The following is an 11,521-nucleotide window of genomic DNA, read 5'->3' as shown; positions in this document are numbered from 1 at the left end:
GAACAGAGCCATGGCCGATATCGCGGAAAAAGCCCAGCAACAGCAGGAAGGTCAAAAAAACTTCCTGGGCATGCTGTTCTCTACCCCTTTTCATTTCTTGGGGGTGATGTTCGGCTCCTTGCTCGGCGCCATCGTCGTTGAATGGCTTTGCATGTACACGTTCTGGCCGGATGCCGGCTGGAAACATGCTCAGCAGATGTTCCAACATGAACTGGGCTGGCTGTCCCAGGATCTGCTGCACAGCGTTGTCATCAAAGAACCGGGGCGTACGGCAACCTGGCTGGCACAAACGGTCTATGACTGGCTGATGGTGAAAACCGGCATGCAGGACAATATAAATGCACTGACACAGTACGCTCGCTCAACATCACCACAACAAACGGGAACCTTGAACCTTCGCTACGAACTCGGTCGGGCGATGATCAAATTCCAGGACTATGGCTTAGCCGCGTTATACACAGTCCTGACCTTCTGTGTGCGAATGGTCATTCTGACGTTGACGATTCCGCTGTTCGCACTGGCGGCGTTCACTGGCTTGGTCGATGGCCTGGTGCGGCGTGATCTACGAAAATTCGGCTCCGGCCGCGAGTCAAGTTACCTGTATCACAAAGCCCGGGGGACGATCACTCCGCTGACCATCGTGCCCTGGACGGTCTACCTGGCCATCCCCATCAGCATCAGCCCCCTTTTGATTCTGTTGCCCTGCGCCGTGCTGTTGGGTGTGTCCGTTTACATCACCGTTTCAAGCTTCAAAAAATACCTTTAGGAGCTGCCCATGCAGTGGACACAAGAACAGCAGCCCATCATCCATTCCACGGCTGACAAGCTACTGGTTCAGGCTTTTGCCGGTACCGGCAAAACCACCACACTGGTGGGCTACGCCACACAACACGCCTCGGTGAAAATGCTCTACCTCTGCTACAACAAATCCGTCGAGCTCGCTGCCAGGGGCCGCTTTCCACGCAGAAACGTGGTGTGTAAGACGGCGCATGGCCTCGCATATGCAGTCTATGGCAGTCAGTACGCCACCAAGCAGACCAATAACTTACGCCTGACGGACATCGCAAGGGCCATCAACACCCAGGACTGGGAGCTCGTGCGGGATGTCCTCAGCACGCTTAACAACTTCATGGCCAGCGCCGATGACGAGTTGGGCCGTGTGCATTTTCCCAGATTCCAGGGGCAACGAATGCTCACAAGTGCCCAGGAACGTTTCCTGAACAATGCTTTAAACGTGGCTAAAACCATCTGGAACCGGATGATCGATCTGCAGGACACAGCAATGTCGATCACCCATGACGCTTACTTGAAGCTGTATCAGCTAAGCAAGCCCGACCTGAGCGAACGATTTAACGCCATTCTGCTCGACGAAGGTCAAGACGTGAACCCAGTTATTGCCGACATAGTAAAAATACAACGGGTCCGCAAGGTGGCAGTCGGCGATCCCCACCAGCAGATCTATCGCTTCCGCGGCGCAGAAGATGCGCTCAACAGCGACTGGATGGCCGACGCCGAACGTCACTACCTGACCCAAAGCTTTCGCTTCGGCCCTGCCGTCGCGCATGTGGCCAACATCATTCTTTTTTACAAGGGTGAGACACGAAAGCTGCAGGGGTTAGGTTGCAATACCCTGGTTAAACGGGCTCTGCCTGAAGAGCTACCGCATCGCACGTTTATCCATCGTACCGTGACCGGCGTCATCGAGAACGCCCTGCAGCTGGTCGCAAGCAACCCCAAGATTTTCTGGGTCGGCGGTATCGACAGCTACTCGCTACGCGATCTGGAAGATTTATACCTATTCAGCCGCAACCGTAACCATGAGGTGCAGAACCGCAGGCTGTTGAGAGATTACCGGGACTTTTCACAGTACGTGGAAATAGCCGAGGTAAGCCAGGATACGGAGATGTTGCGATCGATCAAGATCATTACAGCCTATCCGGACCTGCCCCAGCGGATCCAAACCCTACGTTCCCGCTCTGTAGATAACGAGCTCGACGCCACCGTGACACTCACGACTGGGCACAAGGCCAAGGGGCTGGAGTGGGACTTTGTCAGCCTGTATGACGACTTTAGCGCTGATCCGCTTTCACCCGATATCGATCAAGGTCGTAAAGATGACGAGTTGAATTTGCTGTACGTGGCGGTGACGCGAGGGATGAAGATCCTAGCGTTGAACTCAATGGTGCTTTCTATCATGCAGCGCTATGTCGATGCTCGGACCTCTGCACTCCAACCTCAGAAATCACGCGCTTAGCAACAAACTATTTCAGATTGCTGGCACGCGCTTATTATTGAAACCCTGGTAGCTCTGCACATTGAGGACGTCGCCATGGGCCGTCAGAAATTTGAATACCACACTGAGTTCTCTCCCTTTCAGTACGTTGTCAGAACCAAAAAGCTCTTCATGTTCAAGTCCGAAGAGCCCACCACTGAACCCGACACCCAGGGTTTTCTGGAAGATTCTGAACGTCAAAACCGCCTTGCTCAATTAGGCAGCGAAGGCTGGGAGCTGGTCAGCGTGCAGCCCGTGGTCAAAGGAGAAGTCAAGGTTGGCAATCAAAACGCCCAAGGCTGGGCTTACGGATTCGCCTTGCCCATCGGGTATCTGCTGTTCTTCAAACGCCCTATCCACTGTGATTGATGGTGTCAGTACCGTCAGAAGAAATCCTTACAGTCCTGAATATGGTTTTCTTGCGGCGACCATAGCTTGATCACGGCAAGCTGACGGCATCAGGAATGACTAGAGCCCAGCCGTGATCCAGTACCCGCGTCTCACTGCACTCACTTGCCGACTTGCCTTGCCAGGCCTCATCGCACTTTTTGGATGCGGCCTGCCTGTCTCTCATGCGACCGCTGCTTCAGCCTCCGAACAGGCCAACCTGGACGTGATGATCCGCCAGTTGAATGCCTTAGAGGACACCGCACGTCGTAGCGCTCAAGTGGCCGACGAACCTGGCAAGCGTTACTTCTTCGATTACCAGCGTCTAGCAGGTGATATCGCTCGAATTCGTCATGGGTTGGAGGGCTATCTAACCCCAACCCGAGCCCAGCCTCGTGATCCTGTTGAGCTGTCAGGCCAATACACGACCGAAGGACGCAAGCCATGAGCATGAGCGGCGCTCAGGCTGCTGCGTTTCAAGCGGCAGGAGGATTTCCTGCCTCGACGAGCTACCTGTTTTTCGTCGGCGTCGCTGTAGCCATCATCTTTATGTGGGGCGCCTGGGCTATCTGGAGCTGCTACCGAGGATGGGCCACTGGCAACCTTGATCGAACGATTGCCTCGACCTCGCTCGTCCGCATCCTACTGCTTTGCATGATCCTCACCACATTTGTTCTTAGTTGACCCTATGGGAGATACACCATGACTTCATTCTTAAAACCGGGCCGCATGCTGATCGGGTTGCTTGCTCTCCCCCAACTGGCCATGGCGGCTCTTCCGCAGTCTCAGCCTCCTACCCGGGGGGAAGGCTCTAACCTGATGCAAACCATGCAGAACTACGCCTTTGACGGTTTTACTTTGCTTGGCCTCATCATCTGCGCAGTCATTTTCAGTGGCGTTGCTTGGCATGCCTTCGGCACCTACCACGAAATTCAACTTGGCAAGAAAAAATGGGGAGATCTGGGGGCGACAGCCGCCGTTGGCGTCGCCATCCTCGGTGTCGCCATTTTTCTGGTCACCAAGGCTTCAAATATTCTTTAAAAGAGCCGTGGCCATGACAGAACTCTCAGACGATGGGACCCTGATTTTCCTCCCTGTGCGATTGAACAATCAGCCAGTCATCATGGGCGGCCTTACCGCTGACGAAATGTGGGCCACCTTGGCGTTGAGCACCGGCGCAGGGCTGGTTATCGGTATTCCGGCCGCGATATTGACCCAGATTTGGGCACTTATCATCGGCGCCGCCATGCTCTGTGCTGTCCTAGGGCTGTTTCTTGCCAGTCGTTTCTTGCGTCGGTGGAAACGCGGCCGACCTGATACATGGCTATACCGCCAGATGCAATTGAACATCGCGCGGTTCTTTCCTACCTGGAATAAAGCCCTGCTGATTACTCGTACAGGTGCGTGGACCTGTCATCGAACGGAGGTTCAATGACTTACCGTAAAAAAGTAGACGCCCAACTGGCCCACATTAACAGCCTGCGCATGGTCATTGGTTTTCTCATTGCCCTGGGTCTGTACATGGCTTATGGCTGGCAGAGCGCACCGCGTGACCTAACTGTTCATGTACCTCCAGATCTACGTTCAGGTAGCACCCGTAAGTGGTGGGATATTCCACCGGAGTCGGTATACGCCTTCGGTCTGTACATTTTTCAGCAGATGAACCGTTGGCCCGTTGACGGTGAAACCGACTACGAGGACAACATTACCCGCTTGGAAAGCTACCTGACTCCCAGCTGCAAAGCCTACTTGCAGAAAGATTTCGAGCTACGCCGCAATAGCGGGGAACTGCGCAAACGTGAGCGGGGTGTATTTGAAATTCCAGGCAGAGGCATCGACGATAAGTCTGAGCAACATATTGAACAGCACAGCATCAATGACTGGACCGTCAACCTGGACATCACCGCTGACGAGCACTACGGCGGGGAGCGCGTAAAGCGGGCATTTGCTCGCTATCCGTTAAGAATTATCCGATTCGACGTCGATCCCGAAAAAAACCCATTCGGCTTGGCCTGGGACTGTTATAGCAGTAATCCACAACGCATCGAAGTCTCCGCAGAAACGACCAGAGCAGGAGGCAAATGATGACACGCCGCCTACTGATCATCGGGCTCGTAGCCCTTCACTTCTGCGGGTTGGCCAACGCCGTCGAAATCCTGCGCTGGGATCGTATCCCTATAGCACTGCCCTTGATCGTGGGTCAGGAGCGTATTGTCTTTGTGGACCAAAACGTACGGGTGGGTCTGCCTCGTAACCTCGTCGACAAACTGCGCGTGCAGAGCACCGGTGGTGCCCTCTACCTGTTGGCGAAAGAGCCGATTGAACCGACTCGCTTACAGCTGCAGAACATGAACTCCGGTGAGATCATGCTCGTGGATATCATCGCAACGGTAGGGAAACCAAATCAGGTCGCATCCGAGCCGGCTAAAATTGTAGCCGGGGACAGTCCCGCCCCGCGTTACGGCCAAGTCAACGCCAAACCTACAAGCAACCATTCAACTTCTTCCACGGCCCAAGCCAGCGCTCAAGCCGAGGAGGATGAGGACGCGCCGAAACCGCGTCGTGAGACCCCTCTTCCGGTGGTCATGACGCGCTATGCCGCACAGATGCTTTACGCGCCCCTACGCACCGTTGAGCCCGTGGAGGGGATTGCTCAGATCAATCTGAAGCGCGGTTTGGACCTCACCACCCTAATGCCGATATTGCCGGTCGAAGCCTCTGCGTTGGGGTCGTGGCGGTTAGACGAGTATTGGGTCACGGCGGTGAAGCTACGTAACACAAGCGCCCAAAACCTCACATTGGATCCGCGTGACCTGATGGGTGACTTTGTCACCGCGACTTTTCAGCATCCCTACCTTGGCGCCAAAGGTGATTCCAGCGACACCTCGACGGTCTACTTGGTGACCCGTGGTCATGGTCTAGCCGAATCGTTATTGCCGGCCGCCATCAGCCAGATCGATCCGAAGGGAGGCCGTCGTGAAGAGTAATCCACTTGTTAAATACCTGGTCATACCGTTCGCGATCCTGGCGATATACGTAGTGGTCAAATTATTCAATCGCGAAAGTGCCGACCAACAGGTTCATGCGCCGGAAACGGTTGTACTTAGTACGAAGGAGGCTAAAAAGCTTGGGGTTGACGGAGATACACCCAGCGACACATTGCGCACCATTGTCGTGGAAAGCAGACAACTCAAGGACCAAGTCTCCAATGCTTTGAAGAACAATGACGAACTAAAGCAACAGAACATCGAGCTGCAAAAACGCCTGCAGAACATCGACCTCAACGTCGATAACAAACTGCAGAACGTTCAGCAAACGATGAAGCAGGAGGCGCAACAACAGAGCCAAACCCTCTTGGACACACTGCAGCAGCAGTACAATACCCTGAGCAGCAAATCGGGCAGTGGCAATGAGTCTGGATCTGATTTGCCGATCGGCTTCGGCGTTCAGCCAGGTGACGGTCAAGGCTTCAAAGGCGGACCTGGCGCGGACGTTGTTTGGATAGAGCCGCAGGACGCAACGCCGGTCGATGTCAACGGCAAGCCCATCGCTGCAGGGACAAATCAAACGGCAAGCGGCTTCAACTTCCCGACCTCTTTTGGCGAGTCCGTGGACCGAGGACAAAATGCACTGCGCACGGGCGCTCAAAGTGTTGCGAATGAAATCTCGCCACAGGAGGCCCGCAAACAGGTGCGCAAGGTCTACACCTTGCCGCAGAACTCGACATTGATGGGTTCGGTGGCCATGTCCGCGCTGATCGGCCGGGTGCCCATTGACGGCACTGTCAACGACCCCTACCCGTTCAAGGTATTGATCGGGCCGGACAATCTCACGGCCAACGGCATCGACTTGCCCGACGTCGCCGGCGCGGTGGCCAGCGGAACGGCTTCCGGCGATTGGACCCTGTCTTGCGTACGCGGTCAGATCAAAAGCCTGACGTTCGTCTTCAATGACGGCACTGTGCGCACGCTGCCACAACCTCAGGAAGAAACGAATAGCAGTCAAAATAGTAACAATCAGAACAATGGCAACCAAACCACCATTCAGGGTGGCCTGGGCTGGATAAGCGATGCCTATGGCATTCCTTGTATCAGTGGCGACCGCAAAAGCAACGCCTCGCAATACATTGGCTCGCAGGTACTGATTACCGCCGCCGGCGCAGGTGCTGCCTCCCTCATCAAGTCAGATGGAAACAGCGGCTCTTTTATAAACCCTCAGTCCGGGACCATCGGTTCTGTCGGCGGCTCGGGCAGTGAAGCCATGGGCAAAATTATTGGCCAGGGCGTCAATGACGTCTCCAGCTGGGTCAACAAACTCTACGGGCAAGCCTTCGCAGCGGTGTATGTACAACCCGGGGCAAAGATAGCTGTGCACCTGGACCAGCAACTGACCATCGATTACGAACTCAATGGCCGCAAGGTCAACTATCGCTCAGGAGCCCGTCATGTTTCGACTGCGCTTGACTAATCATGGCTTAAAACTAGGTGCATACCTGGCCATCGCCCTACTCGCCTCGGCCTGTTCCACCAACAAAGACGAATTGCTCCCCCATGGGGACCGCACAATGATGGACGTTTGGGATCAAGGCTCCAGCGGCTCAAGCAGCTCGAGCAGCCGCCAATTGCTCGATGCACGCCAAGATCTTCGTCGGCCTCTGGAGACGAGGGAAACAGACAACACCATGTTCACACGTACCGCACAAAACGAGATCTACAGCCAATTTAAACGCCTACCCAATCCCGACCTGGTGATGTACGTCTTTCCTCATTTAGCGGGTTCAGACCCGGCACCGATCCCAGGCTACACCACGGTGTTTCCGCTGTATCAGCGGGTGCAATACGCCATGCCTGGCGAACGCACGGAGGCATATTGATGGGTTTTTTTGAACGATTCAAAACGCGACGGGCGACAGAGCGTGTGGAACCTGGCGTAACACCAGGTTCGCCGTTATCTGACGATGTGCAGGGACCAGCAACCGAGACGTTTGAGGCTGCTACAGAGCGTTACTACGAACGCCTTGCTGCCATGGGTATTCCCTCGCCGAGCGATTGGCGTAACCCAAAGAAAAAGCCAGCCACAACCGCTGATGCTGACCGTCTATACCACGTCAACCCCTCCTTCGTAGACCTACTGCCGTGGGTAGATTACCTGCCTGCAGAAAAAGCCATGCTATTGGAAGACGGCGTGTCTCGTGCTGCCTTTTTTGAGCTGACACCGATTGGTACTGAAGGTCGGGATCCCGAATGGTTACGCAAGGCCCGCGACGCCCTGGAAAACGCCCTCCAGGACTCCTTCGACGAGCTTGAAACCTCACCCTGGGTGGTTCAGCTCTATGCCCAGGACGAAACCAGCTGGGACGATTACCTTCAGCAACTGCATGACTACGTTCAACCACGCGCACAAGGCAGTGCATTCACCGAGCTTTATTTGAAGCTGATGAAGCAACACCTGGAATCCATCTCCAAACCAGGCGGGCTGTTTGAAGACACCAAGGTCAGCCAACTGCCCTGGAGGGGCCAACAGCGCCGCGTCCGTGTTGTTGTCTACCGCCGTACCCAAGGCGCGCAAGCGGATGTGCGAGGCCAGGCACCAGGTCCTTACCTGAAAATCATCTGCGATCGCTTGGTGGGCGGCTTGGCGAACGCCGGCATTAAAACCCATCGCATGGATGGCCACGCCATTCGCCATTGGCTGATTCATTGGTTCAATCCACGTCCCGATCATCTTGGCCCTGCCGATGCAGATATTCGCCGCTTCTACGAATTGGTGTGCAAGCAAGCACCTGGTGCTGCAGAGGGCGAGCTGCCGCTCGCCAGCGGCACTGACTTCTCGCAAAACCTGTTTTATCGCGAACCACTGTCAGATATAGAGAAAGGTCTGTGGTATTTCGACGGCCTTCCCCATCAGGTGGTGATGCTTGACCGCTTGAGGGATGCTCCCAAGACCGGGCACTTAACCGGTGAAACCCGAAAGGGCGGTGATGCGCTCAACGCACTGTTCGACAAAATGCCAGAGGACACCATTCTCTGTATCACTCTCGTGATCACCCCGCAGGACATTCTCGAAGGGCATCTGGAACAGCTTTCACGCAAGGCAGTTGGAGACACTCAGGCCTCGATCCTGACACGCGAAGACGTCGCCACCGCCCGTCAGTTGCTCGGGCGCAAGCACAAGCTGTACAGAGGTAGCGTAGCGTTTTACCTGCGGGGTAAAGATGATGCCCAGCTGCACGAACGCAGTTTGCAACTCAGCAGCGCATTGCTGGGTGCGGGCATGGAGCCGGTGGAACCTCGGGATGAAGTGGCACCGCTGAACTCCTACCTTAGATGGCTACCCGGCAACTTCGACCCCAATGCGCGCAAAGCACTGGAGTGGTACGCACAACTGATGTTCGCCCAACACATTGCGAACCTGGCCCCCGTCTGGGGTAGGTCGACCGGAACCGGGCACCCGGGTATTACCCTGTTTAACCGTGGGGGAGCGCCGATAACCTTCGACCCGCTGAACAAGCTGGACCGGCAGATGAACGCGCATTTGTTCATTTTCGGGCCTACGGGTTCAGGTAAATCGGCCAGCGCGACAAACATCCTTAGCCAAATCATCGCCATCTATCGGCCACGTCTATTCATTGTGGAGGCTGGCAACAGCTTCGGCTTACTCGGTGATTTCGCCAAAAAGTTGGGTTTGACGGTAAACCGGGTTCGACTTGCACCTGGATCGGGTGTCAGCCTCGCGCCATTCGCTGATGCCGTAAAGCTCATCGAACCCAGCCAAAACGTGAAGATTATCCAAGCTGATGATCTTGAGGCGTCGGACGAACATCTGACTAGCCAGACCGAGGATGAACAACGCGACATCCTGGGCGAGATGGAAATTGCGGCCAGGCTGATGATCACCGGTGGTGAAGAAAAAGAGGATGCCCGTCTTACTCGTGCCGACCGTAGCGCCATCCGCCAATGCATACTGAATGCAGCGAAAAAATGCGTGACGGAGCAACGTATCGTTCTGCCGGAAGATATCCGTGAAGCGCTGCGAGAAATGGGACTCGAGCCCGGTATTCCAGACGCCCGAAGCTCACGATTCTTGGAGATGGCGGAAGCCTTGTCCATGTTCTGTATGGGCACCGAAGGCGACATGTTCAACCGTCCTGGCACCCCATGGCCAGAAGCGGACATTACCATTGTCGACCTTGCCACCTATGCGCGAGAAGGCTATAGCGCACAGATGGCCATCGCTTATATTTCCCTGCTCAACACGGTCAACAACATTGCCGAGCGTGACCAGTTTAAAGGCCGTCCGCTGATCTGCTTCACCGACGAAGGCCACATCCAGTTGAAGGTCCCACTCCTATCCCCCTACTCCGTCAAGATTACCAAAATGTGGCGAAAGCTCGGCGCCTGGTTCTGGATGGCCACCCAGAACGTTGACGACGTGCCGCCAGAGGCCTCAGCCCTGCTCAACATGATCGAGTGGTGGATGTGCTTAAACATGCCGCCTGATGAGGTGGAGAAGATCGCGCGGTTTCGTGAACTGACTCCTGCACAGAAGTCGATGATGCTGTCAGCGCGTAAAGAAAGCGGCAAATTCACCGAGGGCGTCGTGTTGTCCAAAAGCATGGAAATGTTATTCCGGGCGGTACCACCGAGTTTGTATCTGGCCCTGGCCATGACCGAGCCGGAAGAGAAAAAGCAACGCTTCGACATCATGCAAGCCAAAGGCTGCAGCGAGCTGGATGCGGCCATTGAAGTTGCTGCAACGCTTGACCGCTATCGCGGTATCGAACCTCACATCATTACTTTCCCCGAGCAAGTCACGGCCTTGGAGCGCCAAGCATGAGAGCATTGAATTCCCTGACCCAGAACCTTATAGAAAGTCTGACCCAGCTGCTTGAACAACCGGGTGAAGACGCCCTTCAAACCCTTGAGGTGTGTGCCCCCGTTTTGATAGAGCAACTGCAACAGGTTTTGGTTCGTGCGGTGGATCGTCGTGACATCGAGTCCCAACTTCACGCGGTGTTAGCCAATTGGCTGCTACAGCACCCACAACCCGAGAATGCTGAGAACGCTCTTCTTGAGGCCCTTCGTAAACAAGCGCTGCTTTCATCGAAGCCAGCAGAGGCTCGGGCATGATAGGCCTTCGCAAATATTGGTTGATGCTGGGGTGCGTTTTGGCAGGCACATCGATGGCCTGCTTAGCCCTCACTCGAAGTGAGATACCATCCCCGCACAACACAGGCCCGTGGTTGTTTGGTCCTTCCAAAGCACGCTGGACTGTGACTGAGTTCGCGGATCTGGAGTGCCCCTACTGCAAGACGTACACACCTGCGTTGAAAACCTGGATACAGCAGCAGAAGGATGTAAACCTGCAGTGGCATCATCTGCCACTGGATGTGCACGGTCCGACCGCATTACACGAAGCCAAGCTCGCTGAATGTGCGGGGGCGCTTGGTGGCGCACCTGCCTTCTGGCAAGCCATTGACCAGATTTTTGACCGGACCCGTAGCAACGGTGAGGGTTTCAATGGGCATCTGAACGTCGTTGATGTTACTTACCAGGACTTATTGTCCTGTGCAGCTACCGACAAAGTGATCGCCCGGCATGTTGGCCAACAGGTCGAGGAGGCCCTCAAAGCGGGCATTACGGCAACTCCTACTGTGATAATTAAAGACAACACGACTGGCAGCTCCGTAAAGCTTGAGGGACCAGCTGACGGGGTATTGTTATTATCAGCTCGTGATTGGCTGGCTCAAAAAAAGAGCTGCGACGCTCTGCAAAAGTCGAACGTTAAATCACTTAGCCATTGTCATTAAATGAGCTTGCATTCCATTCATACATTTTCATGCCCGGCATGTCCTACGCGTGG

General features: G+C 55.1%; 14 protein-coding genes. All 14 read left to right on the top strand.

What is annotated here, in order from left to right:
* The first annotated feature begins 10 nt into the window (after nucleotides 1-10).
* The 14 genes from MF6394_RS03085 (at nucleotide 11) to MF6394_RS03020 (ending at nucleotide 11,468) form a co-directional block, all read left to right on the top strand.
* Nucleotides 11-766, top strand: coding sequence for a TIGR03747 family integrating conjugative element membrane protein (locus MF6394_RS03085; protein ID WP_044275342.1), 756 nt, complete (start codon nucleotides 11-13; stop codon nucleotides 764-766).
* A gap of 9 nt (nucleotides 767-775) precedes the next feature.
* Nucleotides 776-2,254, top strand: a complete 1,479-nt coding sequence (locus tag MF6394_RS03080) for a UvrD-helicase domain-containing protein (RefSeq protein WP_008437391.1) — start codon at nucleotides 776-778, stop codon at nucleotides 2,252-2,254.
* Nucleotides 2,255-2,329: 75 nt separating this feature from the next.
* Nucleotides 2,330-2,641 (top strand): hypothetical protein, encoded by a 312-nt coding sequence (locus MF6394_RS03075; protein WP_008437393.1) that lies wholly within the window; start codon nucleotides 2,330-2,332, stop codon nucleotides 2,639-2,641.
* A 157-nt stretch (nucleotides 2,642-2,798) separates the two neighbouring features.
* Entirely contained in the window at nucleotides 2,799-3,107 is a 309-nt protein-coding gene (locus tag MF6394_RS03070) for an integrative conjugative element protein, RAQPRD family (RefSeq protein WP_178110642.1), read from the top strand.
* Nucleotides 3,104-3,343 (top strand): TIGR03758 family integrating conjugative element protein, encoded by a 240-nt coding sequence (locus MF6394_RS03065; RefSeq protein WP_008437400.1) that lies wholly within the window; start codon nucleotides 3,104-3,106, stop codon nucleotides 3,341-3,343. Before MF6394_RS03070 ends, MF6394_RS03065 begins: the two co-directional genes overlap by 4 nt.
* An 18-nt stretch (nucleotides 3,344-3,361) precedes the next feature.
* Nucleotides 3,362-3,700 (top strand): TIGR03745 family integrating conjugative element membrane protein, encoded by a 339-nt coding sequence (locus MF6394_RS03060; RefSeq protein ID WP_008437401.1) that lies wholly within the window; start codon nucleotides 3,362-3,364, stop codon nucleotides 3,698-3,700.
* 13 nt (nucleotides 3,701-3,713) lie between these two features.
* A complete protein-coding gene (locus MF6394_RS03055) occupies nucleotides 3,714-4,094 on the top strand; it encodes a TIGR03750 family conjugal transfer protein (RefSeq protein WP_008437403.1) in 381 nt (126 codons plus the stop codon).
* Nucleotides 4,091-4,744 carry a PFL_4703 family integrating conjugative element protein gene (locus tag MF6394_RS03050; RefSeq protein ID WP_020302977.1) on the top strand — a complete coding sequence of 218 codons (654 nt, stop codon included), beginning with the start codon at nucleotides 4,091-4,093 and terminating at the stop codon, nucleotides 4,742-4,744. Before MF6394_RS03055 ends, MF6394_RS03050 begins: the two co-directional genes overlap by 4 nt.
* Nucleotides 4,744-5,646, top strand: a complete 903-nt coding sequence (locus tag MF6394_RS03045; protein ID WP_008437410.1) for a TIGR03749 family integrating conjugative element protein — start codon at nucleotides 4,744-4,746, stop codon at nucleotides 5,644-5,646. The genes MF6394_RS03050 and MF6394_RS03045 overlap by 1 nt, the downstream gene beginning before the upstream one ends.
* The gene (locus MF6394_RS03040) at nucleotides 5,636-7,126 is read left to right on the top strand and encodes a TIGR03752 family integrating conjugative element protein (RefSeq protein ID WP_024073352.1); all 1,491 of its coding nucleotides are present in this window, start codon (nucleotides 5,636-5,638) and stop codon (nucleotides 7,124-7,126) included. Before MF6394_RS03045 ends, MF6394_RS03040 begins: the two co-directional genes overlap by 11 nt.
* Nucleotides 7,104-7,532, top strand: coding sequence for a TIGR03751 family conjugal transfer lipoprotein (locus MF6394_RS03035; RefSeq protein ID WP_008437412.1), 429 nt, complete (start codon nucleotides 7,104-7,106; stop codon nucleotides 7,530-7,532). Before MF6394_RS03040 ends, MF6394_RS03035 begins: the two co-directional genes overlap by 23 nt.
* Nucleotides 7,532-10,495, top strand: coding sequence for a conjugative transfer ATPase (locus tag MF6394_RS03030; protein ID WP_024073351.1), 2,964 nt, complete (start codon nucleotides 7,532-7,534; stop codon nucleotides 10,493-10,495). Before MF6394_RS03035 ends, MF6394_RS03030 begins: the two co-directional genes overlap by 1 nt.
* Nucleotides 10,492-10,788, top strand: a complete 297-nt coding sequence (locus MF6394_RS03025) for a hypothetical protein (RefSeq protein ID WP_008437414.1) — start codon at nucleotides 10,492-10,494, stop codon at nucleotides 10,786-10,788. The genes MF6394_RS03030 and MF6394_RS03025 overlap by 4 nt, the downstream gene beginning before the upstream one ends.
* Nucleotides 10,785-11,468, top strand: coding sequence for a DsbA family protein (locus MF6394_RS03020; RefSeq protein WP_008437415.1), 684 nt, complete (start codon nucleotides 10,785-10,787; stop codon nucleotides 11,466-11,468). Before MF6394_RS03025 ends, MF6394_RS03020 begins: the two co-directional genes overlap by 4 nt.
* Nucleotides 11,469-11,521 lie beyond the last annotated feature (53 nt).

This window comes from Pseudomonas sp. MF6394, from assembly GCF_002018845.1.
GTDB lineage: Bacteria > Pseudomonadota > Gammaproteobacteria > Pseudomonadales > Pseudomonadaceae > Aquipseudomonas > Aquipseudomonas lactis.
Note: the sequence above shows the minus strand (reverse complement) of the source record. Positions and strands in the feature narration are given on the sequence as shown.

Coding starts and splice junctions, on each gene's coding strand:
- MF6394_RS03085 (WP_044275342.1), top strand. CDS start 11: ATGGCCGATATCGCGGAAAAAGCCCAGCAACAGCAGGAAGGTCAAAAA.
- MF6394_RS03080 (WP_008437391.1), top strand. CDS start 776: ATGCAGTGGACACAAGAACAGCAGCCCATCATCCATTCCACGGCTGAC.
- MF6394_RS03075 (WP_008437393.1), top strand. CDS start 2,330: ATGGGCCGTCAGAAATTTGAATACCACACTGAGTTCTCTCCCTTTCAG.
- MF6394_RS03065 (WP_008437400.1), top strand. CDS start 3,104: ATGAGCATGAGCGGCGCTCAGGCTGCTGCGTTTCAAGCGGCAGGAGGA.
- MF6394_RS03060 (WP_008437401.1), top strand. CDS start 3,362: ATGACTTCATTCTTAAAACCGGGCCGCATGCTGATCGGGTTGCTTGCT.
- MF6394_RS03055 (WP_008437403.1), top strand. CDS start 3,714: ATGACAGAACTCTCAGACGATGGGACCCTGATTTTCCTCCCTGTGCGA.
- MF6394_RS03050 (WP_020302977.1), top strand. CDS start 4,091: ATGACTTACCGTAAAAAAGTAGACGCCCAACTGGCCCACATTAACAGC.
- MF6394_RS03045 (WP_008437410.1), top strand. CDS start 4,744: ATGACACGCCGCCTACTGATCATCGGGCTCGTAGCCCTTCACTTCTGC.
- MF6394_RS03035 (WP_008437412.1), top strand. CDS start 7,104: ATGTTTCGACTGCGCTTGACTAATCATGGCTTAAAACTAGGTGCATAC.
- MF6394_RS03030 (WP_024073351.1), top strand. CDS start 7,532: ATGGGTTTTTTTGAACGATTCAAAACGCGACGGGCGACAGAGCGTGTG.
- MF6394_RS03025 (WP_008437414.1), top strand. CDS start 10,492: ATGAGAGCATTGAATTCCCTGACCCAGAACCTTATAGAAAGTCTGACC.
- MF6394_RS03020 (WP_008437415.1), top strand. CDS start 10,785: ATGATAGGCCTTCGCAAATATTGGTTGATGCTGGGGTGCGTTTTGGCA.